The sequence below is a fragment of the Stenotrophomonas sp. ESTM1D_MKCIP4_1 genome (genome assembly GCF_003086895.1).
Lineage (GTDB): Bacteria > Pseudomonadota > Gammaproteobacteria > Xanthomonadales > Xanthomonadaceae > Stenotrophomonas.
Window position 1 is genome coordinate 871,945 of sequence record NZ_CP026004.1, and the last position, 22,331, is coordinate 894,275.

Below are 22,331 nucleotides of genomic sequence, written 5' to 3' on the forward strand. Positions count from 1 at the left end.
CCCGCCAACCTGAACGGGGTACATGGAGGCCCCCCAGTAACGTTCCAGGATCAGGAACGGGCTTGACAGGAGGCGTTTGACTGCTTCTCTGGCAGGTTGCTACAATCGTCTGTCTCAGCAGGCCAGAATTTTGGCCTGCTTTAACATTTCCGCATCTCTGGCCGGATTTCCGGCCACCAATCAGAAGAACCTACTGATGGCGACGATCAACCAGCTGGTCCGCAAGCCGCGGCAAGCTACTACGTACAAGAGTGCCTCGCCGGCGCTCGACAAGTGCCCGCAGCGCCGTGGCGTCTGCACCCGCGTCTACACCACCACCCCGAAGAAGCCGAACTCGGCTCTGCGCAAGGTTGCCAAGGTCCGCCTGACCAACCAGGAAGAAGTCATTTCCTACATCGGCGGTGAAGGTCACAACCTGCAGGAACACTCCGTGGTCCTGATCCGTGGCGGTCGCGTCAAGGATCTGCCGGGTGTGCGTTACCACACCGTTCGTGGCTCGCTCGACGCCGCCGGCGTTGCCAAGCGTCGCCAGGCCCGTTCCAAGTACGGCGCCAAGCGTCCGAAGGCATAAGGAGAGACCACTATGTCGCGTAAGGGTAATACTCCGCAGCGTTCCGTCCTGCCGGATCCGAAGCACGGAAGCGAAACCATCGCCCGTTTCATCAACATGGTCATGCAGAGCGGCAAGAAGTCCGTCGCTGAAAAGATCGTGTACGGCGCCATGGACGTCATCTCCGAGAAGAACGCCAACTCGATCGAGCTGGTGCAGAAGGCTCTGGACAACGTCGCTCCGTCGGTCGAAGTGAAGTCGCGCCGTGTCGGTGGTGCCACCTACCAGGTGCCGGTCGAAGTGCGTGCATCGCGCAAGATGGCTCTGGCCATGCGCTGGCTGATCGACTCCGCGCGCAAGCGTGGTGAGAACACCATGCCGAAGAAGCTGGCTGCTGAACTGATCGACGCCTCGGAAAACCGTGGCGGCGCCATCAAGAAGCGCGAAGAAACCCACCGCATGGCCGAAGCCAACAAGGCCTTCGCCCACTACCGCTGGTGAGTTTGACGGCCTTGTAAAACAGGCAGGGCAGCACCACATCGGTGCTGCCTCGCGGCCCCAGAAGGGCTGCGCCAATCCGAAGGCCGCCGCAAGGCGGCGTTCGGCCATCCGAAATCCAAGAAATCTGAGAGGCTCCCCGTGGCCCGTTCCACTCCCATCGAGCGTTACCGTAACTTCGGCATCATGGCTCACATCGATGCCGGCAAGACCACCACGTCCGAGCGCATCCTGTTCTACACCGGCAAGAGCCACAAGATCGGTGAAGTGCACGACGGCGCCGCCACCATGGACTGGATGGAGCAGGAGCAGGAGCGTGGCATCACGATCCAGTCCGCTGCCACCACCGCGTTCTGGAAGGGCATGGACAAGTCCCTGCCGGAGCACCGCTTCAACATCATCGATACCCCCGGGCACGTTGACTTCACCATCGAAGTCGAGCGTTCGCTGCGCGTGCTCGACGGTGCGGTGTTCGTGCTGTGTGCCGTCGGTGGCGTGCAGCCGCAGTCGGAAACCGTGTGGCGCCAGGCCAACCGTTACAAGGTGCCGCGCATTGCGTTCGTCAACAAGATGGACCGCACCGGCGCCAACTTCTACAAGGTCCGTGACCAGCTGAAGGCCAAGCTCGGCGCTGTCGCCGTGCCGATGCAGCTGCCGATCGGTGCCGAGGACGGCTTCAAGGGCGTCGTCGACCTGCTGAAGATGAAGGCCATCCACTGGGATGAAGCCTCGCAGGGCATGAAGTTCGAGTACGGCGACATCCCGGCTGATCTGCAGGAAAAGGCTGAAGAAGCCCGTACCTTCATGATCGAAGCCGCGGCTGAAGCCAGCGAAGAGCTGATGGAAAAGTACCTGGGCGGCGAAGAGCTGGCCGAGTCCGAAATCATCAACGCGCTGCGTACCCGTACCCTGGCCACCGAAATCGTTCCGATGTACTGCGGTTCGGCGTTCAAGAACAAGGGCGTGCAGGCCATGCTCGACGGCGTGATCCAGCTGCTGCCGTCGCCGGTCGACGTGCCGGACGTGACCGGTACCGACGTGGATGACGAAAACGTCGCCATGACCCGCAAGTCCGACGACAAGGCTCCGTTCTCGTCGCTGGCCTTCAAGATCATCACCGACCCGTTCGTCGGCGCGCTGACCTTCTTCCGTGTCTACTCGGGCACCCTGAACGGTGGCGACACCGTCCTGAACTCGGTGAAGGGCAAGAAGGAGCGCATCGGCCGCATCCTGCAGATGCACTCGAACAACCGCGAGGAAATCAAGGAAGTCCTGGCCGGTGACATCGCCGCTGCCGTGGGCCTGAAGGACACCACCACGGGTGACACCCTGTGCTCGATCGACCAGCCGATCATCCTGGAGCGCATGACGTTCCCGGAGCCGGTGATCTCGATGGCCGTCGAACCGAAGACCAAGTCGGACCAGGAAAAGATGGGTCTGGCCCTGGGCCGTCTGGCGCAGGAAGATCCGTCGTTCCGCGTCAAGACCGACGAAGAATCCGGCCAGACCATCATCTCGGGCATGGGCGAGCTGCACCTGGACATCATCGTCGACCGCCTGAAGCGCGAGTTCAACGTTGAAGCCAACGTCGGCGCGCCGCAGGTTGCGTACCGCGAAACCATCACCCTGGCCGACGTCAAGTCGGACTACAAGCACGCCAAGCAGTCCGGTGGTAAGGGTCAGTACGGTCACGTCGTGATCGAGCTGTCGCCGATCACCGCTGAAGACCGTGCCGACGCCAAGATCGCTCCGCTGATCAAGGACGACTTCCTGTTCATCAATGACATCACCGGTGGTGTCATTCCGAAGGAATTCATCCCGTCGGTCGAAAAGGGCCTGCGCGAAACCATCACCAGCGGCCCGCTGGCCGGCTTCCCGGTGGTGGACGTGAAGGTCAAGCTGGTCTTCGGTTCGTACCACGACGTCGACTCCTCGGAAATGGCGTTCAAGCTGGCTTCGTCGATGGCCTTCAAGCAGGGCTTCGCCAAGGCCAAGCCGGTGCTGCTGGAGCCGATCATGAAGGTCGAGATCGTGACCCCGGAGGATTACCAGGGTGACGTGATGGGCGACGTGAGCCGTCGTCGCGGCGTGCTGCAGGGTTCCGACACCACCGGTGACGGCTCCGCTTCGATCATCAACGCGATGATCCCGCTGGGTGAAATGTTCGGTTACGCCACTGCGCTGCGTTCGCAGACCCAGGGCCGCGCCACCTTCACCATGGAATTCGACCATTACGAGCCGGCGCCGAACAACATCGCCGAAGCCGTCATGAAGAAGGGCTGAGCCTCGCTCAGCCTCTCCTGAAACCACTTACGACAATCAAGGGATACAACAATGGCAAAGGGTAAGTTCGAGCGCACCAAGCCGCACGTCAACGTCGGCACCATCGGTCACGTCGACCATGGCAAGACCACGCTGACCGCCGCACTGACCAAGATCGGCGCCGAGCGCTTCGGTGGCGAGTTCAAGGACTACTCGGCAATCGACGCCGCTCCGGAAGAGAAGGCTCGTGGTATCACGATCTCGACCGCGCACGTCGAATACGAATCCACCACCCGTCACTACGCCCACGTCGATTGCCCGGGCCACGCTGACTACGTGAAGAACATGATCACCGGTGCCGCCCAGATGGACGGCGCGATCCTGGTGTGCTCGGCCGCTGACGGCCCGATGCCGCAGACCCGCGAGCACATCCTGCTGTCGCGTCAGGTCGGCGTGCCGTACATCGTCGTGTTCCTGAACAAGGCCGACATGGTTGACGATGCCGAGCTGCTGGAACTGGTCGAAATGGAAGTCCGCGAGCTGCTGAGCAAGTACGACTTCCCGGGCGACGACACCCCGATCATCTCGGGTTCGGCCCGCCTGGCGCTGGAAGGCGACCAGAGCGACATCGGCGTGCCGGCCGTGATCAAGCTGGTCGATGCTCTCGACAGCTGGATCCCGACCCCGGAGCGTGACGTCGACAAGCCGTTCCTGATGCCGGTGGAAGACGTGTTCTCGATCTCGGGCCGCGGCACCGTGGTGACCGGTCGTATCGAGCGCGGCGTGATCAAGGTCGGCGAAGAAATCGAAATCGTCGGCATCCGTCCGGTGCAGAAGACCACCGTGACCGGCGTGGAAATGTTCCGCAAGCTGCTGGACCAGGGCCAGGCAGGCGACAACGCCGGTCTGCTGCTGCGCGGCACCAAGCGTGACGACGTCGAGCGCGGCCAGGTTCTGGCCAAGCCGGGTTCGATCAAGCCGCACACCAAGTTCGACGCCGAAGTGTACGTGCTGTCGAAGGATGAGGGCGGCCGCCACACCCCGTTCTTCAAGGGCTACCGTCCGCAGTTCTACTTCCGTACCACCGACATCACCGGTGCGGTTGAGCTGCCGGAAGGCGTCGAGATGGTGATGCCGGGCGACAACATCAAGATGGTTGTCACCCTGATCAACCCGGTCGCAATGGACGCCGGCCTGCGCTTCGCAATCCGCGAAGGTGGCCGTACCGTCGGCGCCGGTGTGGTCTCCACCATCATCGAGTAATCTGCTAGACTCTGCGCCCCGATGTTGCCTGGGTAGGGCATCGGGGCGTATCAAATGGGAAAGCAGGCACAGGATGTGCCTTGTGTTCCCCGGACCAGGAAGGGTCAATGCCATTCAGGCGGCGTCAACAGGAAACTGTTGACAGCTGCCTTGCGTGCCATTATGCTTCGTCGTCTGGGCAGACCGGTTCTTGGGTCTGCCTACGTTTTTGAGGTCCACGGATTGACCTTGTCGGCCTGCAGGAGTGCGGGCCGTCCGTATTCAGGGATTTCACGGGGCAAAGCAACCCAGAGGCTTTGTCTGTCGCTCTTTTAACGAAGGAACCTACCGCCATGGCGGACCAAAAGATCCGGATCCGGCTGAAAGCGTTCGATCATCGTCTGATCGACCGTTCGGCCAGCGAGATCGTTGAGACGGCCAAGCGGACCGGCGCGCAAGTGCGTGGCCCGATCCCGCTGCCGACCAAGATCGAGCGTTATACCGTTCTCGTTTCCCCGCACGTCGACAAGGACGCGCGTGACCAGTACGAGACCCGCACGCACAAGCGCGTGCTCGATATCGTTGACCCGAATGACAAGACCGTGGACGCGCTGATGAAGCTCGAACTGGCTGCCGGCGTCGACGTTCAGATCAAGCTGACCTGAGGACTACGACCATGACGAAGAAGTATTCGTTGGGCTTCGTGGGCCGCAAGGCTGGCATGAGCCGCGTGTTCACTGAAGATGGCCGCTCCATCCCGGTGACCCTGATCGAAGCAACCCCGAACCGCATCGCGCAGATCAAGACCGTCGAAACCGACGGCTACAGCGCCGTGCAGGTGACCGTCGGCGCGCGTCGCGCTGCCCTGGTCAACAAGCCGGAAGCCGGCCACTTCGCCAAGGCGAAGGTGGAAGCGGGTCGTGGCCTGTGGGAATTCCGCGTTGAAGACGCGCAGCTCGGCGATTTCGCCGTTGGCGGCGAAGTCAAGGCGGACATCTTTGAAGTCGGCCAGATCGTCGACGTCCAGGGTGTCACCAAGGGTAAGGGTTTCCAGGGCACCATCAAGCGCCACAACTTCCGTATGGGCGATGCAACCCACGGTAACTCGCTGTCGCATCGCGCGCCGGGTTCGCTGGGTCAGCGCCAGACCCCGGGTCGCGTTTTCCCGGGCAAGAAGATGTCGGGCCATATGGGCGCGGTGCAGCAGAGCACCCAGAACCTGGAAGTGGTCAAGGTCGACGTCGAGCGCGGTCTCATTGCAGTTCGCGGCGCCGTTCCGGGCGCGGCGGGTGGCGACGTGATCGTCCGTCCGGCGAGCAAGGCATAAGGAGAGATGACGATGGAACTCGTTATCACGGGTAGCAACAACAAGGTCTCGGTCTCCGACGCCGTGTTCGGTCGCGATTTCAGCGAAGATCTGGTCCACCAGGTCGTCGTTGCTTACCGCAACGCCGGTCGCGCCGGCACCAAGGCACAGAAGACTCGCTCCGAAGTGGCTGGTACCACCAAGAAGTCGAAGAAGCAGAAGGGCGGCGGCGCGCGTCATGGCGCACTGACGGCTCCGATCTTCGTCGGCGGCGGTGTCACCTTCGCGGCCAAGCCGCGCAGCTTCGAGCAGAAGGTCAATCGTAAGCAGTACCGTGCCGCCATGTGCGCGATCCTGTCCGAGCTGAACCGTCAGGGCCGTCTGACCATCGTGGAGTCCTTCGACGTCGAAGCGACCAGCACGAAGGGTCTGATCGCCAAGCTGGCCGGCCTGGAAGTGGGCAAGCGCCCGCTGATCGTCACCGAGGAAGCCTCCGAACACCTGTACCTGTCGGCTCGCAACGTTCCCTACGTGGAAGTGCGTGACGTGCAGGGCCTGGATCCGGTGTCCCTGGTTGGTGCCGACACGGTCGTCATCACCGCTGACGCGGTCAAGAAGGTCGAGGAGTGGCTGGCATGAACAGCAACGAAAAAATCTTCAGCGTGCTGCGTGCCCCGCGTGTCTCCGAAAAGACCGCGCGCCTGCAGGAACTCTCCAATCAGTATGTCTTCGAAATCTCGAACGAAGCCACCAAGGCCGATGTAAAGGCCGCGGTTGAGCAGCTGTTCGACGTCAAGGTCGAAGCCGTCAACGTGGTCAACGTCAAGGGCAAGAACAAGTCCTTCCGTAACCGTGCTGGCCGCCGCGGCGATTGGCGCAAGGCGTACGTTCGCCTGGCCGATGGCCAGTCGATCGATGTAACGGCCAAGGCCTGAGGTACATCCCATGCCATTGATGAAATTCAAGCCCACTTCCCCCGGCCGCCGTTCGGCCGTGCGCGTGGTTACCCCCGACCTGCACAAGGGTGCTCCGCACGCCGCGCTGGTCGAGTCGCAGAGCCGCTCGGGTGGTCGTAACCACCATGGCCGCATCACCGTGCGTCACGTCGGTGGTGGTGCCAAGCAGCACTACCGCATCATCGACTTCAAGCGCAACAAGCTGGGCATCCCGGCGCGCGTGGAACGCATCGAATACGATCCGAACCGCACCGCCCACATCGCCCTGCTGTGCTACGTCGACGGCGAGCGTCGCTACATCATCGCCCCGAAGGGCCTGAAGGCCGGTGATCAGGTGATCGCTGGTTCGGACGCCCCGATCAAGGCCGGCAACACCCTGCCGCTGCGTAACATCCCGGTCGGTACCACCATCCACTGCATCGAACTGAAGCCCGGCAAGGGCGCTCAGATCGCCCGCGCCGCTGGTGCGGCTGTGCAGCTGGTGGCCCGTGAAGGCATCTACGCCACCCTGCGCCTGCGCTCGGGTGAAATGCGCAAGGTTCCGGTCGAGTGCTGCGCCACCATCGGCGAAGTCGGCAACGACGAGCACAGCCTGGAAAAGCTGGGCAAGGCCGGTGCCAAGCGTTGGCGCGGTGTCCGCCCGACCGTTCGTGGTGCTGCCATGAACCCGGTTGACCATCCGCACGGCGGTGGTGAGGCCAAGGCCGGCCAGGGTAATCCGCATCCGGTCACCCCGTGGGGTGTCCCGACCAAGGGTTACAAGACGCGCCATAACAAGCGCACTCAGCAGTTCATCGTCCGCGATCGTAGGGGCTAATCGACCATGGCACGTTCACTCAAGAAGGGCCCGTTCGTCGATCACCACCTCGTCAAGAAGGTGGAGGCCGCTGCGGGCAGCAAGAAGCCGATCAAGACCTGGTCGCGCCGTTCGATGATCCTGCCTGACATGGTAGGCGTCACCATTGCCGTGCATAACGGCAAGAACCACATCCCGGTTCTCGTCAACGAGAACATGGTCGGCCACAAGCTCGGCGAATTTGCCATCACCCGGACCTTCAAGGGTCACGGTGGTGACAAGAAGTCGGGCAAGTAAGGAGAGATGACAATGGAAGCGAAAGCCATCCTGCGCACTGCGCGCATCTCCCCGCAGAAGGCTCGTCTGGTCGCTGACCAGGTGCGCGGTCTGCCGGCCGAACGTGCGGTCAACCTGCTGAAGTTCTCGGACAAGAAGGCTGCCCACCTGATCAAGAAGGTGGTGGAGTCGGCTATTGCAAATGCCGAAAACAACCAGGGCGCCGACGTCGACGAGCTGAAGGTTCAGACCATCATGGTTGATGAAGGTCCGACCCTGAAGCGTTTCATGGCGCGGGCGAAAGGCCGCGGTACCCGCATCCTCAAGCGCACCAGCCACATCACTGTGGTTGTGGGCGCCGCCAAGTAAGCGGATAAGGAAAAGACCATGGGTCATAAAGTTCATCCGATTGGTATCCGCCTCGGCATTTCCAAGGACTGGAACTCCAAGTGGTACGCCAACAAGGCCGAGTTCGCTGGTTACCTGGCAGCCGACCTGAAAGTGCGCGAAATGCTGCGCAAGAAGCTGGCTCAGGCCGGCATCAGCAAGATCCTGATCGAGCGTCCAGCCAAGACCGCTCGCGTGACGATCCACACCGCCCGTCCGGGCGTGGTGATCGGCAAGCGCGGTGAGGACATCGAGAAGCTGCGCAAGGAAGTGAGCGAAATGATGGGCGTCCCGGCGCACATCAACGTCACCGAAGTGCGCAAGCCGGAACTGGACGCTCAGCTCGTTGCCGAGTCGATCGCCCAGCAGCTGGAGCGTCGCATCATGTTCCGCCGCGCCATGAAGCGCTCGGTCGGCAACGCGATGCGCCTGGGTGCCCTGGGCATCAAGGTCAACGTGGGTGGCCGCCTCAACGGTGCAGAAATCGCCCGTTCGGAGTGGTACCGCGAAGGCCGCGTGCCGCTGCACACCCTGCGTGCCGACATCGACTATGGCTTCGCTGAAGCCAAGACGACCTACGGCATCATCGGCATCAAGGTCTGGATCTACAAGGGCGAGGTCTTCGATTTCTCCCAGGTTGGCCAGGAAAAGCAGGACGACACCCCGTCGCGCAACGATCGTCACGATCGCGGTGACCGCGGTGACCGTCAGCGCCCGGCTCGTGAAGCGAGGTAACGACAATGTTGCAACCCAAGCGAACCAAGTACCGCAAGGTGCACAAGGGCCGTAACGATGGCCTGAGCTGGAGCGCCAACGCTGTCAGCTTCGGCGAGTACGGCCTCAAGGCAACCGCCCACGGTCAGCTGACCGCGCGTCAGATCGAAGCGGCCCGCCGCTCGATCAGCCGCTACGTCAAGCGCGGTGGCAAGATGTGGATCCGTGTGTTCCCCGACAAGCCCATCACCAAGAAGCCCATCGAAGTCCGAATGGGTTCGGGTAAGGGCAACGTGGAATACTGGGTGGCCCAGATCCAGCCCGGCCGCATGATCTATGAAATCGAGGGTGTTTCGGAGGAAGTGGCACGCGAGGCGTTCCGCCTGGCCGCCGCTAAGCTCTCGGTCACCACCACTTTCGTGACCCGGACGGTGCGCTGATGGAACTCAAAACTCTCCGTGAAAAGTCGGCTGACGAACTCAAGGCCCACCTGATCGACCTGCGTAAGGAACAGTTCTCTGTCCGTATGCAGCAGGTCACCGGCCAGCTGCCGAAGACCCACGACATCCGCCGGGTCCGTCGCGAGATTGCTCGCGTCAAGACCCTGCTCGGCAGCACGAAGTAAGGATGGCCGCTATGAGCGACAATACTGAAAACAAGACGCTGCGCACGGTCGAAGGCCGTGTCGTCAGCAACAAGATGGACAAGACGGTTACCGTCCTGGTTGAGCGTCAGGTCAAGCACGCGCTGTACGGCAAGTACATCAAGCGCTCGACCAAGCTGCACGCCCACGATGCCGACAACGCCTGCAAGGAAGGCGATGTCGTCCGCGTGACCGAGATTGCTCCGATGTCCAAGACCAAGAACTGGCGCGTGGTGGAAGTCATCACGCGTGCGGCTGAATAAGGAGTCTGAATCATGATCCAGATGCAGAGCTACCTTGACGTCGCGGACAATTCGGGTGCCAAGCAGGTGATGTGCTTCAAGGTGCTGGGTGGTTCCAAGCGCCGTTACGCCGGCATCGGCGACATCATCAAGGTCACCGTGAAGGATGCGATTCCGCGCGGCAAGGTCAAGAAGGGTGAAGTGTATGACGCCGTCGTGGTGCGTACCCGCAAGGGTGTGCGTCGCGCCGACGGTTCGCTGATCCGCTTCGACGGCAACGCTGCCGTCCTGCTCAACAACAAGCAGGAGCCGATCGGCACCCGTATCTTCGGGCCGGTGACTCGTGAACTTCGTTCGGAGAAGTTCATGAAGATCGTCTCGCTCGCTCCCGAAGTGCTGTGAGCGACAGGAGATAATCATGGCTAACCGTATCAAGAAGGGCGACCAGGTTGTCGTCAACGCTGGCAAGGACAAGGGCAAGCAGGGCGAAGTCGTCCGCGTCGACGGCGACCGTGTGGTCGTCGGCAACGTGAACATCGTCAAGCGCCACACCAAGCCGAACCCGCAGGCAGGTGTTGCCGGCGGCGTGGTCGAGCGCGAAGCTTCGATCCATATCTCCAACGTGAATGTGCTGAACCCGGCTTCGGGCAAGGGCGAACGCGTTGGCTTCAAGGTGCTGGAGGATGGACGCAAACTGCGTGTGTTCCGCTCCAGCGGTGAGGCGCTCGACGCCTGAGGAATGAGAAGATGAGTTCCCGTCTCGAAAAGTTCTACAAGGAAGAAGTGGTACCGGCGCTGATGAAGCAGTTCGGTTACACCAATCCGATGGAAGTGCCGAAGCTTGTCAAGGTCACCCTGAACATGGGTGTCGGCGAAGCGGCCACCAACAAGAAGATCCTGGAAAACGCCGTCGGCGACATGACCAAGATTTCCGGCCAGAAGCCGGTTGTCACCAAGTCGCGTGTGTCGGTTGCGTCGTTCAAGATCCGTGATGGTTGGCCGATCGGCTGCAAGACCACGCTGCGTCGCCACAAGATGTACGAGTTCCTGGACCGACTGATCAACATCTCGCTGCCGCGCGTGCGCGACTTCCGTGGTGTTTCCGGTCGTTCCTTCGACGGTCGCGGCAACTTCAACATGGGTGTGAAGGAACAGATCATCTTCCCGGAAATCGACTTCGACGCTGTCGACGCGATCCGCGGCATGGATATCGCCATCACCACCACTGCGAAGACCGATGCGGAAGCGAAGGCGCTGCTGGCAGCGTTCAAGTTCCCGTTCCGTAACTGATCCGTCGAGGAATCCGAAATGGCAAAGACCTCCATGGTCAACCGCGACATCAAGCGGGAAAAGCTGGCAAAGAAGTACGCTGAAAAGCGTGCGGCTCTGAAGAAGATCGTGTCCTCCGTGGACGCGACCTACGAAGAGAAGATCGACGCCGCAACCAAGCTGGCCAAGCTGCCGCGCGATTCGTCGCCGAGCCGTCAGCGCAACCGTTGCGAACTGTCGGGTCGTCCGCGTGGCGTCTACAGCAAGTTCGGCCTGGGCCGTAACAAGCTGCGTGAAGCCACCATGCGCGGCGACGTCCCGGGTCTGCGCAAGGCCAGCTGGTAATCCCAGCCAGCCCTGCGATCAGGGGGCCCTCCGGGGGTTCCTGAACCGGGCAGGGGAGGCGTTCAGCCTTCCCTGTGCAAAAAAACCGAAGAGCCCGGCGCAAGCCGGGCTCTTTTGGCGTATACTCCCGCGTCTTGCTCTGTGCAAACGGGGTAGCAGGGCAGGCCATCGGCCTGCTGCAACAAGGGGCCTGGCCCGTTTCCAGGAGACAACAGATTTTCGCGAAAGCGGATATCGGTGCACTCAAAGGTACTCATATGAGCATGACTGATCCCATCGCCGACCTGCTGGTCCGCATCAAGAATGCGGCCGCGGTTGGCAAGCAGACGGTGAAAGCCCCGTCGTCCAAGATCAAGGTTGCGATCGCCCAGGTCCTGAAGGACGAGGGTTACATCACCGACCTGCGCGTGACCCAGCTGGAAAACAACAAGTCCGAGCTGGAAATCGTGCTGAAGTATTTCGAAGGCAAGCCGGTCATCGCGACCCTGAAGCGCTTCTCGCGTTCGGGCCTGCGCCAGTACCGCGGCAAGAGCGAGCTGCCGAAGGTCATGAACGGCCTGGGCATCTCCATCATTTCCACCTCCAAGGGCATCATGACTGATGCGCAGGCGCGCCAGCTGGGCGTCGGCGGCGAAGTCCTGTGCTTCGTGGCCTAAGGCGAAAGGAGTAATACTATGTCCCGCGTAGCCAAGAAGCCCGTCACCCTGGGTAAGGTTGAACTGAACGTCCAGGCCGAATCGGTCACCGTCAAGGGCCCGAAGGGCACCCTGTCGCTGCCGAAGCCGGCTGGCATTGCCATCAACGTCGACAACGGCGTTGCCACCCTGAGCACCGAGAACGCTGACCTGGTCCCGCTGACCGGCACCGTCCGCGCCATCCTGTCCAACATGGTCAAGGGTGTTTCCGAAGGCTTCGAGCGCAAGCTGGAGCTGGTCGGCGTGGGTTATCGTGCTGCCATGCAGGGCAAGGACCTGAGCCTGTCGCTCGGTTACTCGCACCCGATCGTGTTCGTGGCGCCGGAAGGCATCACCATCACCACCCCGACCCAGACCGAAATTCTGGTGCAGGGCGCTGACAAGCAGGTCGTCGGTGAAGTCGCCGCCAAGATCCGTGCGTTCCGCAAGCCGGAACCGTACAAGGGCAAGGGCGTGAAGTACTCCGACGAAGTCATCATCCGTAAGGAAGCCAAGAAGGCGTAAGTGCGAGTCCCTCGCAAGAGCCCGCACATCCCTGTGCGGACTCCTCAGGGAAAAGCCCATCCTTCAGCTTTCAAGGAATAATCAAAATGAACAAGAACATCGCCCGCCTGCGTCGCGCCAAGTCGACCCGCGCCCACATCCGTGAGCTCGGCGTCGCCCGCCTGTCGGTGCTGCGCACCGGCCAGCACCTGTACGCCCAGGTCTTCACCGCCGACGGTTCCAAGGTGCTGGCTGCTGCCAACACCACCCAGACCGACGTCATGGAAGGCCTGAAGAACGGCAAGAACGCCGATGCCGCCGCCAAGGTCGGCCGTATCGTTGCTGAGCGCGCCAAGGCCGCCGGCATCGAGAAGGTTGCCTTCGATCGTTCGGGCTACCGCTACCACGGCCGCATCAAGGCCCTGGCAGAAGCCGCCCGCGAAGCCGGCCTGCAGTTCTAAGGGATAAGGGCAGGGAACCTCTGGTTCCTTGCCCGCCTGCTCGCCCGCCTGAGTGAGGCGGGGCGGCGCCGCTCTTCTGCAGCGGCCCACCGCACCATCGCGGTACTCCACAACCATAAGCGGCCTCGAGCCGTACATACCCAAACTACCAAGGAATCAAGATGGCAGAAGAACGTCAGCAGCGGGGTCGCGACCGCGACCGTAACCGCGAAGAGAAAGTCGACGACGGCATGATCGAAAAGCTGGTCGCGGTCAACCGCGTCAGCAAGACCGTCAAGGGTGGCCGCCAGTTCACCTTCACCGCCCTGACCGTGGTCGGCGACGGCGAAGGCAAGGTCGGTTTCGGCTATGGCAAGGCCCGCGAAGTGCCGGTCGCCATCCAGAAGTCGATGGAACAGGCCCGCAAGAACCTGGTCAGCGTTGACCTGAACAACGGCACCCTGTGGCACACCATCAAGGATGGTCACGGCGCAGCCCGCGTGTTCATGCAGCCGGCTTCCGAAGGTACCGGCGTCATTGCCGGCGGTGCCATGCGCGCCGTGCTGGAAGCGGTTGGCGTGAAGAACGTGCTGGCCAAGGCCACCGGTTCGCGCAACCCGATCAACCTGGTGCGTGCCACCGTGAAGGGCCTGTCTGCTGCGCAGTCGCCGGCTCGCATCGCGGCCAAGCGCGGCAAGAAGGTGGAGGAACTCAACCATGGCTAATGAGTCCAACAAGACTGTGAAGGTGCGCCTGGTGCGCGGCCTGCGTGGTACCCAGTCGCGTCACCGCCTGTCGGTGCGTGCCCTGGGCCTGAACAAGCTCAACGATGTCCGTGAACTGAAGGACAGCCCGCAGGTTCGCGGTCTGATCAACACCGTTCACTACCTCGTCAAGGTTGAGGAGTAATCGATCATGACTCTGCGTCTCAATGAACTGAGCCCGGCACCGGGCGCCCGCACCGAGCGCACCCGCGTCGGTCGCGGTATCGGCTCGGGCCTGGGCAAGACTGCCGGCCGCGGCCACAAGGGTTCGTTCGCCCGTAAGGGTGGCGGCAAGATCAAGGCTGGCTTCGAAGGCGGCCAGACCCCCATGCAGCGTCGTCTGCCGAAGATCGGCTTCCGTTCGCCGATCGCCAAGGACACTGCTGAAGTGCTGCTGTACGCGCTGGACAAGCTGCCGGCCGGTGAGATCGACTTCGCCGCCCTGCGTGCTGCCAAGCTGGTCCCGAGCACTGCAAAGAAGGCCAAGGTCGTCGTCAAGGGCGAAGTGACCAAGGCGTTCACCCTGAAGGGTATTGCTGCCACGGCGGGTGCCAAGGCTGCAATCGAAGCTGCCGGCGGCAGCGTGACGGAGTAAGAAAATCATGGCGCAAGCTGGCATCGGTAACCTCGCGGGCGGAATGGGCAAGTTCACTGAACTTCGCCAACGTTTGCTGTTCGTCGTCGGGGCTTTGATCGTCTATCGCATCGGCTGTTATGTGCCGGTGCCGGGCGTCAATCCCGATGCCATGCTTGCCATGATGCAACAGCAGGGCGGCGGCATCGTGGACATGTTCAACATGTTCTCGGGCGGCGCCCTGCACCGTTTGAGCATCTTCGCGCTCAACGTGATGCCGTACATCTCGGCATCGATCGTGATGCAGCTGGCCACCCACATCTTCCCCGCCCTGAAGGCGATGCAGAAGGAAGGTGAGTCCGGCCGCCGCAAGATCACCCAGTATTCGCGCATCGGCGCCGTGCTGCTGGCGGTGGTGCAGGGCGGTTCGATCGCCCTGGCGCTGCAGAACCAGGTGGCACCGTCGGGCGCTCCGGTCGTGTACGCGCCGGGCATGGGCTTCGTGCTCACCGCCGTGGTCGCCCTGACCGCCGGCACCATGTTCCTGATGTGGGTCGGTGAGCAGGTCACCGAGCGCGGCATCGGCAACGGCGTGTCGCTGATCATCTTCGCCGGTATCGTGGCGGGCCTGCCGGGTGCGGTCATCCACACCTTCGACGCCTATCGCGACGGCAACATCCAGTTCATCCAGCTGCTGCTGATCGCCATCGTCGTTCTCGCCTTCACCTTCTTCGTGGTGTTCGTCGAGCGTGGCCAGCGCCGGATCACGGTCAACTACGCGCGCCGCCAGGGCGGTCGCAATGCGTACATGAACCAGACCTCGTTCCTGCCGCTGAAGCTGAACATGGCCGGCGTCATTCCGGCGATCTTCGCCTCGAGCCTGCTGGCCTTCCCGGCCACCCTGGCCATGTGGTCCGGCCAGGCCGCCAACCAGAGCGCCGTCGGCCAGACCCTGCAGAAGGTTGCCAACGCCCTGGGTCCGGGCGAGCCGCTGCACATGATCGTCTTCGCTGCGCTGATCACCGGCTTCGCGTTCTTCTATACCGCGCTGGTGTTCAACTCGCAGGAAACCGCCGACAACCTGAAGAAGTCGGGCGCGCTGATTCCGGGCATCCGTCCGGGCAAGGCCACCGCCGATTACATCGACGGCGTGCTGACCCGCCTGACCGCTGCCGGTTCGGCCTACCTGGTGATCGTCTGCCTGCTGCCGGAACTGATGCGCACGCAGCTGAACGCCTCGTTCTACTTCGGTGGTACTTCGCTGCTGATCGTCGTGGTGGTGGTGATGGACTTCATCGCCCAGGTGCAGGCGCATCTGATGTCCCACCAGTACGAGAGCCTGCTGAAGAAGGCCAACCTGAAGGGCGGCAACCGCGGCGGTTTTGCCCGCGGCTGATAAGCCTGTTATACTTTCGTCTTCCTGACGTGATGGTCCTCCGCTTCGCGGACTCTGGCCACACAAACGAAGGGCGGCCCCCGCAGCGGTTCCGGGTGGGGGTGTGACGAGGTGGTCCTGCGCTGGAGTAGCGCGGGCGGCCCCGGGGAAACCCAGGTCCAACCTTGTCCGGCGCCGGAGCCTGGGCACACTCCCCAGGCCGGGTCCATGAAACTTCAGTGTTTCACGGGCTTCCATGTAAACCGGAACCTTGTTAGTATCACTAGTTCACTTTTTTGATCCATCCTGCCGGATTGGCGTGCCCGAGGCGCGCTGTCGGCCATCACTCAGCTGGAGAACCGCGTCATGGCGCGTATTGCAGGCGTCAACCTGCCAGCCCAGAAGCATGTCTGGGTCGGGTTGCAAAGCATTTACGGCATCGGCCGTACCCGTTCGAAGAAGGTCTGCGAAGTCGCAGGCGTTGCTTCGACCACCAAGATCCGCGATCTGTCGGAGCCGGAAATCGAGCGCCTGCGCGCCGAAGTCGGCAAGTACATCGTGGAAGGCGATCTGCGCCGTGAAATCGGCATTGCGATCAAGCGCCTGATGGACCTGGGCTGCTACCGCGGCCTGCGTCACCGTCGCGGTCTGCCGCTGCGTGGCCAGCGCACCCGTACCAACGCCCGCACCCGCAAGGGCCCGCGCAAGGCGATCAGGAAGTAAGGGACCTATAAATGGCTAAGCCCGCTGCTAAGACCAAGAAGAAGATCAAGCGCGTCGTCACCGACGGCGTTGCCCACGTCCACGCTTCGTTCAACAACACCATCGTGACCATCACCGACCGCCAGGGCAACGCTCTGTCGTGGGCGACCTCCGGTGGCGCTGGCTTCCGCGGTTCGCGCAAGTCGACCCCGTTCGCTGCCCAGGTGGCTGCCGAAAAGGCCGGTCGCGCTGCGCTGGACTACGGCGTGAAGTCGCTGGAAGTCCGCATCAAGGGCCCGGGTCCGGGCCGTGAGTCGGCCGTGCGTTCGTTGAACAACGTCGGCTACAAGATCACCAACATCATCGACGTGACGCCTATCCCGCACAACGGGTGCCGTCCGCCGAAGAAGCGTCGCGTCTAAAGGGAGCGATAAGAAATGGCTCGTTATATCGGTCCTACCTGTAAGCTCGCCCGTCGCGAAGGCGCCGACCTGTCCCTGAAGAGCCCGGCGCGTGCGCTGGACTCCAAGTGCAAGCTGGAGCAGAAGCCCGGCCAGCACGGCGCCACTGCCCGCAAGGGCAAGCTGTCCGACTACGCCACCCAGCTGCGCGAAAAGCAGAAGGTCAAGCGTATCTACGGCCTGCTGGAGCGTCAGTTCCGCAACTACTACAAGAAGGCCTCGACCAAGAAGGGCAACACCGGCGAGAACCTGCTGCAGCTGCTGGAAACCCGCCTGGACAACGTCGTCTACCGCATGGGCTTCGCCGTGACCCGTCCGGCTGCCCGTCAGCTGGTGTCGCACCGCGGCGTCACCGTGAATGGCAAGTCGGTCAACCTGGCTTCGTACCAGGTCAAGGCTGGCGACGCCATCGCTCTGTCTGAAAAGGCTGCCAAGCAGCTGCGCGTCCAGGAAGCCCTGACCGTCGCCGCCCAGCATGACCTGAGCCCGTCGTGGGTTGAAGTGGATTCCGGCAAGTTCACCGGCATCTTCAAGGCTGTTCCGGATCGTTCGGACCTGCCTGCGGACATCAACGAAGCGCTGATCGTCGAGCTGTATTCGAAGTAATTCATCATTGGAGAGCCCCCGGCGACGGCCGGGGGTTCACTAGGAGAACCCGCAACATGACGGTTACCGCCAACCAGGTTCTGCGTCCTCGCGGTCCGCAGATCGAACGCCTTACCGACACCCGTGCAAAGGTCGTTATCGAACCTTTGGAGCGGGGGTACGGGCATACGCTGGGCAACGCCCTGCGTCGCGTGCTGCTGTCGTCCATCCCGGGCTTCGCCATCACGGAAGTCGAAATCGACGGCGTGTTGCATGAGTACACCACGGTCGAAGGTCTGCAGGAGGACGTGCTCGAAGTCCTGCTGAACCTGAAGGACGTGGCCATCCGTATGCACTCCGGCGACAGCGCCACCCTGTCCCTGTCCAAGCAGGGTCCGGGCGTTGTCACGGCTGCTGACATCAAGGTCGACCACAATGTGGAGATCCTGAACAGCGATCATGTGATCTGCCACCTGACCAAGGATACGGCGATCAACATGCGTCTGAAGATCGAACGTGGTTTCGGCTACCAGCCGGCTGCCGCGCGTCGTCGTCCGGACGAAGAAACCCGTGCCATCGGCCGTCTGGTCCTGGATGCCTCGTTCTCGCCGGTCCGCCGCGTCGCCTATGCCGTGGAAGCGGCCCGCGTCGAACAGCGTACCGACCTGGACAAGCTGGTCATCGATATCGAGACCAACGGCACCATCGACGCCGAGGAAGCCGTGCGCACCGCCGCCGACATCCTCAGCGACCAGCTGTCGGTGTTCGGTGACTTCACCCACCGCGACCGCGGTGCGGCCAAGCCGGCCAACAACGGCGTGGATCCGGTGCTTCTGCGCCCGATCGACGATCTGGAGCTGACCGTGCGTTCGGCCAACTGCCTGAAGGCTGAAAGCATCTACTACATCGGCGATCTGATCCAGAAGACCGAAGTGGAGCTGCTGAAGACCCCGAACCTGGGCAAGAAGTCGCTCACCGAAATCAAGGAAGTGCTGGCCCAGCGTGGCCTGTCGCTTGGCATGAAGCTGGAGAACTGGCCGCCGGCCGGCGTCGCCAGCCACGGCATGCTGGGCTGATAAAGCCTCCTGCTGTACCTGAAGGCTCCACCGTTCGCGGTGGAGCCTTCAACCCGTAAAACATGCCACGACGAACCCCAGGTTCGCGGGCAGGTCGTCCAGGACGGGCGGCCAGGACCAACCGCAGTCCGCGCAGCAACGCCAGGATGGCGACAACGATCCGCACAGCCTCATCATTAACCAAGGAATATCACCATGCGTCACCAGAAGTCTGGCCGTAAGTTCAGCCGCACCAGCGCCCACCGCGAAGCCATGTTCAAGAACATGGCCGCGTCGCTGTTCAAGCACGAGCTGATCAAGACCACCCTGCCGAAGGCCAAGGAACTGCGCCGCGTCGCCGAGCCGCTGATCACCCTGGCCAAGGTCGACTCCGTCGCCAACCGCCGTCTGGCCTTCGCTCGCCTGCGCGACAACGAAGCTGTGGGCAACCTGTTCACCATCCTGGGCCCGCGCTACGCGAACCGTCCGGGTGGCTACCTGCGTCTGCTGAAGTGCGGCTTCCGCGCCGGCGACAATGCTCCGATGGCGTACGTCGAGCTGGTCGACCGTCCGGCCGTGGCCGAGGAAGTGGCCGAGTAATCGGACCGCTTCAACGCAGCACAGCGAAAGCCCGGCATCTGCCGGGCTTTTGCATTTCCGGGGGCGGATCCCTTTCCGCAGGAAAGGGCTCTGACCCCGTTCCCGAAGGAATCCGACCCACATCGTTCCGACAGGCGCGCCGTGTGGCGGTTCAGACGGGGCGCGCTCTCGGTTACGCTTGGCGCCTGATCCGTTCGAGCGTTCCCGATGAATCCATTGCGCTGGCCCTACCGCACCCAGTTCCTGCTGGGTTTCCTGATCTGCGCGGGCCTGCTGGGCTTCGCCATCTTCCTGCAGTTGAAGATGGGCCTGGAGCCCTGTCCGTTGTGCATCTTCCAGCGCCTGGCGTTTGCGGCGCTGGGCCTGTTGTTCCTGATCGGTGCGCTGCATGGGCCGTCCAACCGGCCGGGCCGTGCCACCTACGGCATCCTGGCGTTCATCGCCGCAGCAGTCGGGTTCGGCATTGCCGCCCGCCACGTGTACGTGCAGATGCTGCCGCCGGAAATGGGCGCCACCTGCGGTCCCCCGCTGAGCTTCCTCAGCGAGACGATGGGTCCGCTGGAAGTGTTCCGCACCGTGCTGACCGGTACCGGCAACTGCGGCAACATCGACTGGACCTTCCTGGGCCTGACCATGCCGATGTGGTCGGGTGTGTGGTTCGTGCTGCTGGCGCTGTGGGCGCTGCTGGTTTCGCTGCGCAAGGTTCGGCGCTGAAAACAGCCACGCATGGCGTGGCCGCTCTGGTAGTTCCGGCCGCTGGCCGGCAAACCCTGGCAATGCCGGCCAGCGGCCGGCGCTGCCTCAGAAGTCCTGCTGCAGGCTGAGGTAGGCACCGCGACGCGGGCCCCACTGCGGGGCGAACACGCCCACGCCACCGCCATCGCGCAGCTGGTAGCTGCGGTCCAGCGCATTGATCAGCGCCACCTGCACGTGCAGCGGGTGGCCGCTGTCGGCGTTGAAGTCGTGGCCGGCACTGAGGTTCACCTGCAGGTAGGACGGCAGTTCCCCACCGTTGGGCACGGTCTCGGTATCCGAGCGCAGGCCGCTGCCGAACACATAGTTCGCGCCGATGCGGTTGTGGCCGGCGAACGCATAGCTCACGCCACCCGACGAGGTCAGCTTCTGGTCGTGGTCGAGGTGGATCCAGTGGTCTGCTGCGTAGGCCAGGGCATCGGGGTCGAGGTTGTACTGGCTGGTGATGACGTCGGTGCCGATCGCCTTGTTCAGGGCTGCATTGAAGTAGGCGCTGAAATCCCCGTTGTTGTAGTCGGCGCTGAACTCCAGCCCGCGGATGTGGCCGCGGCGATAGTTGAACGTCGAATAGATATAGGCGGCACCGAACTGGCCTTCGTCCTGCAGGCGCGAAACGCGGCGGTCGTACGCATCCAGGCCCAGGGTCAAGTGGTCGCCCAGCTGCTGGGATACGCCGATGTCGTAGTAGTCGCTGCGCTCTGCCAGCGGGATGTTGTTGCCACCGGAGGGCTGCGCATTCGTGGTGCCGTCGTACAGGCTGATGTCGCTGGTCGCAATCAGCTCGCTGGCGGGCGGGGTGAAGTAGCGTGAGTAGCCGGCATGCACGGTGGTGCTGTCACTGGCGTTCCAGACCACGCCCAGGCGCGGGCTGAGCTGGCCTTCAGTCTGGCCGAACGCCTTGTAGCGATCGCCGCGCAGGCCATAGTTGACGGTCCAGTCGTCGCCGATCCTCCATTCGTCCTGTACATAGACCGCCATGGTGGTCGCCTTGAACGCGCTGTTGTCGGCAATCTGCAGCGGCGTCGTGCTGGCTTGTGCGCCATCGGCGTCAACCGGGAACACCCAGCTGTTGTTGCTGGCGCGGGCGCGCTCCTGGTTGCCATACAGGCCATAGCGCAGGGTGTGGTTGTCGCCCAGCGGGGTGGAGAAGTCCGCCTGCAGGGTGTTGGCGCGGTTGCTGCGCTGGACCTGCGAGGCAACGCCGTTGAACACCAGGTCGCCGGCCACGTCGGGATTGAAGCCAACGTCGCTGTAGCGCTGCCCGGCCGAGAGCTGGTAGGCGGTGTCGCCGAGGGTGCCCTGCAGCACCAGCATGCCGAAGCGCGTGGTCTCGCGCTGGGTTTCATCCAACTGGCTGGAATCGAAGGTGGTGCTGTCCAGATAGCCGAACTGCGGGGTCTGACCGGGGTTCACCGGAATCTGGAAGCGGTTGTTGGCGAAACCGGCAAACACGCTCAGGCGGGTGGTGTCGTTGACCAGGTAGGTGAGGTCGGCGAAGGCCTTGCCCTGGTGGGTGTCGTCATGATCCGGCTTGCGCGAGGAGGTCGGGTTCTCCAGGCCGACCTCGTTCTGGTCGTAGTTGCCGGTCAGGAACCAACTCCAGCGGCCCTGCGAGCCCCACCACGAGGCGTTCGGGTTGACCTTGCCGAACGAGCCGGCCGTGACGCCGACACTGCCGCCGTTGCCAAGCTCGGCGCCGCTGCGGGTCGTGATATCGACCACGGCAGCGGTGCGTTCGCCGAACTGCGCCGGCAACGCGCCGTCCATCAGGCGGATGCTCTTGATGGTGCGGGCGTCCAGGGTCTGACCGAAGCCGGAGATCGATTCGGGCAGCAGCACGCCATTGATGCGGTACTGCAGGTTGGCGTGGTCGCCGCGCACGTGCACGCCACCATAGGAATCCTGGACCACGCCGGGGGCCTGGAGCAGCACCTGGCTGAGCGGCGCGGAGGCGCCCAGCGGCTGCTTCTGGATGTCCTCGGCGGTGATCTGGTACTGGCTGCTGCCGATGTCGGGCGACAGCGCGTTGCGCGCCTGGTCGAGCTGGGCGCTGACGGTGACCGTGTCGAGGTCCTTGACCGGCGCTGCGTCGTTGGCGGCCTCGGCGGCCAGGGCGAGGGAGGGCAGGCTGGCCAAGGCCAGGGCGAAGGTGATGCCGGTAGCGAGCAGGGAGGGCTTCATGGCGGATGGCTGTGGAAGGGGAAGGGGGAGGGGGAGGGGAGCAGGGATTGTTATTTCGTAACACTGCGTGGCGGATCATGCGCCTGTCCGGGTCGCCGTGGTGATGCGGTTTCTGGCCGGTCGCGCGGCCCTTTCCCCTGCGTTCAGTCATGTGCAGAACACGCCGGGGCCTTTGCG

33 protein-coding genes are annotated in these 22,331 nt (G+C 63.0%); 32 read left to right on the forward strand and 1 reads right to left on the reverse strand.

What is annotated here, in order from left to right:
• Positions 1-196: 196 nt before the first annotated feature.
• The 32 genes from rpsL (at position 197) to C1924_RS04090 (ending at position 19,934) form a co-directional block, all read left to right on the forward strand.
• Positions 197-571 (forward strand): 30S ribosomal protein S12, encoded by a 375-nt coding sequence (rpsL, locus tag C1924_RS03935; protein WP_004145320.1) that lies wholly within the window; start codon positions 197-199, stop codon positions 569-571.
• Between the two features lie 12 nt (positions 572-583).
• The gene (gene rpsG / locus C1924_RS03940) at positions 584-1,051 is read left to right on the forward strand and encodes a 30S ribosomal protein S7 (protein WP_108764161.1); all 468 of its coding nucleotides are present in this window, start codon (positions 584-586) and stop codon (positions 1,049-1,051) included.
• A gap of 138 nt (positions 1,052-1,189) precedes the next feature.
• Positions 1,190-3,331, forward strand: a complete 2,142-nt coding sequence (fusA, locus tag C1924_RS03945) for an elongation factor G (RefSeq protein ID WP_108764162.1) — start codon at positions 1,190-1,192, stop codon at positions 3,329-3,331.
• A 51-nt stretch (positions 3,332-3,382) separates the two neighbouring features.
• A complete protein-coding gene (gene tuf, locus C1924_RS03950) occupies positions 3,383-4,573 on the forward strand; it encodes an elongation factor Tu (RefSeq protein WP_079220745.1) in 1,191 nt (396 codons plus the stop codon).
• 332 nt (positions 4,574-4,905) lie between these two features.
• Positions 4,906-5,217, forward strand: coding sequence for a 30S ribosomal protein S10 (rpsJ, locus tag C1924_RS03955; RefSeq protein ID WP_005408208.1), 312 nt, complete (start codon positions 4,906-4,908; stop codon positions 5,215-5,217).
• Between the two features lie 11 nt (positions 5,218-5,228).
• Positions 5,229-5,879, forward strand: coding sequence for a 50S ribosomal protein L3 (rplC, locus tag C1924_RS03960; protein ID WP_004145336.1), 651 nt, complete (start codon positions 5,229-5,231; stop codon positions 5,877-5,879).
• A 12-nt stretch (positions 5,880-5,891) separates the two neighbouring features.
• The gene (rplD, locus tag C1924_RS03965; RefSeq protein WP_102944279.1) at positions 5,892-6,497 is read left to right on the forward strand and encodes a 50S ribosomal protein L4; all 606 of its coding nucleotides are present in this window, start codon (positions 5,892-5,894) and stop codon (positions 6,495-6,497) included.
• Complete coding sequence (gene rplW / locus C1924_RS03970) at positions 6,494-6,793, forward strand: 50S ribosomal protein L23 (RefSeq protein WP_049470489.1); 300 nt, start codon at positions 6,494-6,496, stop codon at positions 6,791-6,793. The genes rplD and rplW overlap by 4 nt, the downstream gene beginning before the upstream one ends.
• 10 nt (positions 6,794-6,803) lie before the next feature.
• Positions 6,804-7,631, forward strand: coding sequence for a 50S ribosomal protein L2 (gene rplB / locus C1924_RS03975; protein ID WP_004145339.1), 828 nt, complete (start codon positions 6,804-6,806; stop codon positions 7,629-7,631).
• Between the two features lie 6 nt (positions 7,632-7,637).
• Entirely contained in the window at positions 7,638-7,907 is a 270-nt protein-coding gene (gene rpsS, locus C1924_RS03980) for a 30S ribosomal protein S19 (protein WP_004154485.1), read from the forward strand.
• Between the two features lie 12 nt (positions 7,908-7,919).
• Positions 7,920-8,255: a 50S ribosomal protein L22 gene (rplV, locus tag C1924_RS03985; protein ID WP_004145348.1), complete on the forward strand. Its 336-nt coding sequence runs from the start codon at positions 7,920-7,922 to the stop codon at positions 8,253-8,255.
• A gap of 18 nt (positions 8,256-8,273) precedes the next feature.
• Positions 8,274-9,008 carry a 30S ribosomal protein S3 gene (gene rpsC / locus C1924_RS03990; protein WP_004145350.1) on the forward strand — a complete coding sequence of 245 codons (735 nt, stop codon included), beginning with the start codon at positions 8,274-8,276 and terminating at the stop codon, positions 9,006-9,008.
• A gap of 5 nt (positions 9,009-9,013) precedes the next feature.
• On the forward strand, positions 9,014-9,427 hold the full coding sequence (gene rplP, locus C1924_RS03995; protein WP_004154486.1) for a 50S ribosomal protein L16: 414 nt from the start codon (positions 9,014-9,016) through the stop codon (positions 9,425-9,427).
• The gene (gene rpmC, locus C1924_RS04000; protein WP_004145353.1) at positions 9,427-9,612 is read left to right on the forward strand and encodes a 50S ribosomal protein L29; all 186 of its coding nucleotides are present in this window, start codon (positions 9,427-9,429) and stop codon (positions 9,610-9,612) included. The genes rplP and rpmC overlap by 1 nt, the downstream gene beginning before the upstream one ends.
• An 11-nt stretch (positions 9,613-9,623) precedes the next feature.
• Positions 9,624-9,893 carry a 30S ribosomal protein S17 gene (gene rpsQ, locus C1924_RS04005; RefSeq protein ID WP_053519744.1) on the forward strand — a complete coding sequence of 90 codons (270 nt, stop codon included), beginning with the start codon at positions 9,624-9,626 and terminating at the stop codon, positions 9,891-9,893.
• A 12-nt stretch (positions 9,894-9,905) separates the two neighbouring features.
• Complete coding sequence (gene rplN / locus C1924_RS04010; protein ID WP_010483978.1) at positions 9,906-10,274, forward strand: 50S ribosomal protein L14; 369 nt, start codon at positions 9,906-9,908, stop codon at positions 10,272-10,274.
• Positions 10,275-10,290: 16 nt separating this feature from the next.
• Complete coding sequence (gene rplX / locus C1924_RS04015) at positions 10,291-10,608, forward strand: 50S ribosomal protein L24 (protein ID WP_079220756.1); 318 nt, start codon at positions 10,291-10,293, stop codon at positions 10,606-10,608.
• A gap of 11 nt (positions 10,609-10,619) precedes the next feature.
• Positions 10,620-11,162: a 50S ribosomal protein L5 gene (gene rplE, locus C1924_RS04020; RefSeq protein ID WP_079220757.1), complete on the forward strand. Its 543-nt coding sequence runs from the start codon at positions 10,620-10,622 to the stop codon at positions 11,160-11,162.
• A gap of 18 nt (positions 11,163-11,180) precedes the next feature.
• Complete coding sequence (gene rpsN / locus C1924_RS04025; protein ID WP_005408209.1) at positions 11,181-11,486, forward strand: 30S ribosomal protein S14; 306 nt, start codon at positions 11,181-11,183, stop codon at positions 11,484-11,486.
• A 257-nt stretch (positions 11,487-11,743) separates the two neighbouring features.
• Positions 11,744-12,142, forward strand: coding sequence for a 30S ribosomal protein S8 (gene rpsH / locus C1924_RS04030; RefSeq protein WP_005408210.1), 399 nt, complete (start codon positions 11,744-11,746; stop codon positions 12,140-12,142).
• Positions 12,143-12,160: 18 nt separating this feature from the next.
• The gene (rplF, locus tag C1924_RS04035; protein WP_108764163.1) at positions 12,161-12,685 is read left to right on the forward strand and encodes a 50S ribosomal protein L6; all 525 of its coding nucleotides are present in this window, start codon (positions 12,161-12,163) and stop codon (positions 12,683-12,685) included.
• A gap of 80 nt (positions 12,686-12,765) precedes the next feature.
• Positions 12,766-13,125, forward strand: a complete 360-nt coding sequence (rplR, locus tag C1924_RS04040; protein ID WP_174208984.1) for a 50S ribosomal protein L18 — start codon at positions 12,766-12,768, stop codon at positions 13,123-13,125.
• Positions 13,126-13,286: 161 nt separating this feature from the next.
• Entirely contained in the window at positions 13,287-13,829 is a 543-nt protein-coding gene (gene rpsE / locus C1924_RS04045) for a 30S ribosomal protein S5 (RefSeq protein ID WP_004145411.1), read from the forward strand.
• Positions 13,822-14,013: a 50S ribosomal protein L30 gene (gene rpmD, locus C1924_RS04050; RefSeq protein WP_004154497.1), complete on the forward strand. Its 192-nt coding sequence runs from the start codon at positions 13,822-13,824 to the stop codon at positions 14,011-14,013. The genes rpsE and rpmD overlap by 8 nt, the downstream gene beginning before the upstream one ends.
• A 6-nt stretch (positions 14,014-14,019) precedes the next feature.
• Positions 14,020-14,463, forward strand: coding sequence for a 50S ribosomal protein L15 (gene rplO / locus C1924_RS04055; RefSeq protein WP_004154498.1), 444 nt, complete (start codon positions 14,020-14,022; stop codon positions 14,461-14,463).
• A gap of 7 nt (positions 14,464-14,470) precedes the next feature.
• The gene (gene secY, locus C1924_RS04060) at positions 14,471-15,838 is read left to right on the forward strand and encodes a preprotein translocase subunit SecY (RefSeq protein ID WP_079220761.1); all 1,368 of its coding nucleotides are present in this window, start codon (positions 14,471-14,473) and stop codon (positions 15,836-15,838) included.
• A gap of 345 nt (positions 15,839-16,183) precedes the next feature.
• Positions 16,184-16,540: a 30S ribosomal protein S13 gene (gene rpsM / locus C1924_RS04065; protein WP_004145437.1), complete on the forward strand. Its 357-nt coding sequence runs from the start codon at positions 16,184-16,186 to the stop codon at positions 16,538-16,540.
• Between the two features lie 11 nt (positions 16,541-16,551).
• On the forward strand, positions 16,552-16,941 hold the full coding sequence (gene rpsK / locus C1924_RS04070) for a 30S ribosomal protein S11 (protein WP_004145443.1): 390 nt from the start codon (positions 16,552-16,554) through the stop codon (positions 16,939-16,941).
• Between the two features lie 15 nt (positions 16,942-16,956).
• The gene (gene rpsD, locus C1924_RS04075) at positions 16,957-17,586 is read left to right on the forward strand and encodes a 30S ribosomal protein S4 (protein ID WP_004145446.1); all 630 of its coding nucleotides are present in this window, start codon (positions 16,957-16,959) and stop codon (positions 17,584-17,586) included.
• 56 nt (positions 17,587-17,642) lie between these two features.
• Entirely contained in the window at positions 17,643-18,641 is a 999-nt protein-coding gene (gene rpoA, locus C1924_RS04080) for a DNA-directed RNA polymerase subunit alpha (protein ID WP_079220762.1), read from the forward strand.
• A 195-nt stretch (positions 18,642-18,836) separates the two neighbouring features.
• Entirely contained in the window at positions 18,837-19,220 is a 384-nt protein-coding gene (gene rplQ, locus C1924_RS04085; protein ID WP_053519752.1) for a 50S ribosomal protein L17, read from the forward strand.
• Positions 19,221-19,427: 207 nt separating this feature from the next.
• Complete coding sequence (locus C1924_RS04090; RefSeq protein WP_108764164.1) at positions 19,428-19,934, forward strand: disulfide bond formation protein B; 507 nt, start codon at positions 19,428-19,430, stop codon at positions 19,932-19,934.
• 87 nt (positions 19,935-20,021) lie between these two features.
• Here C1924_RS04090 and C1924_RS04095 read toward each other — a convergent pair whose 3' ends face one another.
• On the reverse strand, positions 20,022-22,154 hold the full coding sequence (locus tag C1924_RS04095; RefSeq protein ID WP_108764165.1) for a TonB-dependent receptor: 2,133 nt from the start codon (positions 22,152-22,154) through the stop codon (positions 20,022-20,024).
• Positions 22,155-22,331 lie beyond the last annotated feature (177 nt).

Excerpts from the sequence above, each read along its gene's own strand:
- rpsL (WP_004145320.1), top strand. The coding sequence starts at position 197 with ATGGCGACGATCAACCAGCTGGTCCGCAAGCCGCGGCAAGCTACTACG.
- rpsG (WP_108764161.1), top strand. The coding sequence starts at position 584 with ATGTCGCGTAAGGGTAATACTCCGCAGCGTTCCGTCCTGCCGGATCCG.
- tuf (WP_079220745.1), top strand. The coding sequence starts at position 3,383 with ATGGCAAAGGGTAAGTTCGAGCGCACCAAGCCGCACGTCAACGTCGGC.
- rpsJ (WP_005408208.1), top strand. The coding sequence starts at position 4,906 with ATGGCGGACCAAAAGATCCGGATCCGGCTGAAAGCGTTCGATCATCGT.
- rplC (WP_004145336.1), top strand. The coding sequence starts at position 5,229 with ATGACGAAGAAGTATTCGTTGGGCTTCGTGGGCCGCAAGGCTGGCATG.
- rplD (WP_102944279.1), top strand. The coding sequence starts at position 5,892 with ATGGAACTCGTTATCACGGGTAGCAACAACAAGGTCTCGGTCTCCGAC.
- rplW (WP_049470489.1), top strand. The coding sequence starts at position 6,494 with ATGAACAGCAACGAAAAAATCTTCAGCGTGCTGCGTGCCCCGCGTGTC.
- rplB (WP_004145339.1), top strand. The coding sequence starts at position 6,804 with ATGCCATTGATGAAATTCAAGCCCACTTCCCCCGGCCGCCGTTCGGCC.
- rpsS (WP_004154485.1), top strand. The coding sequence starts at position 7,638 with ATGGCACGTTCACTCAAGAAGGGCCCGTTCGTCGATCACCACCTCGTC.
- rplV (WP_004145348.1), top strand. The coding sequence starts at position 7,920 with ATGGAAGCGAAAGCCATCCTGCGCACTGCGCGCATCTCCCCGCAGAAG.
- rpsC (WP_004145350.1), top strand. The coding sequence starts at position 8,274 with ATGGGTCATAAAGTTCATCCGATTGGTATCCGCCTCGGCATTTCCAAG.
- rplP (WP_004154486.1), top strand. The coding sequence starts at position 9,014 with ATGTTGCAACCCAAGCGAACCAAGTACCGCAAGGTGCACAAGGGCCGT.
- rpmC (WP_004145353.1), top strand. The coding sequence starts at position 9,427 with ATGGAACTCAAAACTCTCCGTGAAAAGTCGGCTGACGAACTCAAGGCC.
- rpsQ (WP_053519744.1), top strand. The coding sequence starts at position 9,624 with ATGAGCGACAATACTGAAAACAAGACGCTGCGCACGGTCGAAGGCCGT.
- rplN (WP_010483978.1), top strand. The coding sequence starts at position 9,906 with ATGATCCAGATGCAGAGCTACCTTGACGTCGCGGACAATTCGGGTGCC.
- rplX (WP_079220756.1), top strand. The coding sequence starts at position 10,291 with ATGGCTAACCGTATCAAGAAGGGCGACCAGGTTGTCGTCAACGCTGGC.
- rplE (WP_079220757.1), top strand. The coding sequence starts at position 10,620 with ATGAGTTCCCGTCTCGAAAAGTTCTACAAGGAAGAAGTGGTACCGGCG.
- rpsN (WP_005408209.1), top strand. The coding sequence starts at position 11,181 with ATGGCAAAGACCTCCATGGTCAACCGCGACATCAAGCGGGAAAAGCTG.
- rpsH (WP_005408210.1), top strand. The coding sequence starts at position 11,744 with ATGAGCATGACTGATCCCATCGCCGACCTGCTGGTCCGCATCAAGAAT.
- rplF (WP_108764163.1), top strand. The coding sequence starts at position 12,161 with ATGTCCCGCGTAGCCAAGAAGCCCGTCACCCTGGGTAAGGTTGAACTG.
- rpsE (WP_004145411.1), top strand. The coding sequence starts at position 13,287 with ATGGCAGAAGAACGTCAGCAGCGGGGTCGCGACCGCGACCGTAACCGC.
- rpmD (WP_004154497.1), top strand. The coding sequence starts at position 13,822 with ATGGCTAATGAGTCCAACAAGACTGTGAAGGTGCGCCTGGTGCGCGGC.
- rplO (WP_004154498.1), top strand. The coding sequence starts at position 14,020 with ATGACTCTGCGTCTCAATGAACTGAGCCCGGCACCGGGCGCCCGCACC.
- secY (WP_079220761.1), top strand. The coding sequence starts at position 14,471 with ATGGCGCAAGCTGGCATCGGTAACCTCGCGGGCGGAATGGGCAAGTTC.
- rpsM (WP_004145437.1), top strand. The coding sequence starts at position 16,184 with ATGGCGCGTATTGCAGGCGTCAACCTGCCAGCCCAGAAGCATGTCTGG.
- rpsK (WP_004145443.1), top strand. The coding sequence starts at position 16,552 with ATGGCTAAGCCCGCTGCTAAGACCAAGAAGAAGATCAAGCGCGTCGTC.
- rpsD (WP_004145446.1), top strand. The coding sequence starts at position 16,957 with ATGGCTCGTTATATCGGTCCTACCTGTAAGCTCGCCCGTCGCGAAGGC.
- rpoA (WP_079220762.1), top strand. The coding sequence starts at position 17,643 with ATGACGGTTACCGCCAACCAGGTTCTGCGTCCTCGCGGTCCGCAGATC.
- rplQ (WP_053519752.1), top strand. The coding sequence starts at position 18,837 with ATGCGTCACCAGAAGTCTGGCCGTAAGTTCAGCCGCACCAGCGCCCAC.
- C1924_RS04090 (WP_108764164.1), top strand. The coding sequence starts at position 19,428 with ATGAATCCATTGCGCTGGCCCTACCGCACCCAGTTCCTGCTGGGTTTC.
- C1924_RS04095 (WP_108764165.1), bottom strand. The coding sequence starts at position 22,154 with ATGAAGCCCTCCCTGCTCGCTACCGGCATCACCTTCGCCCTGGCCTTG.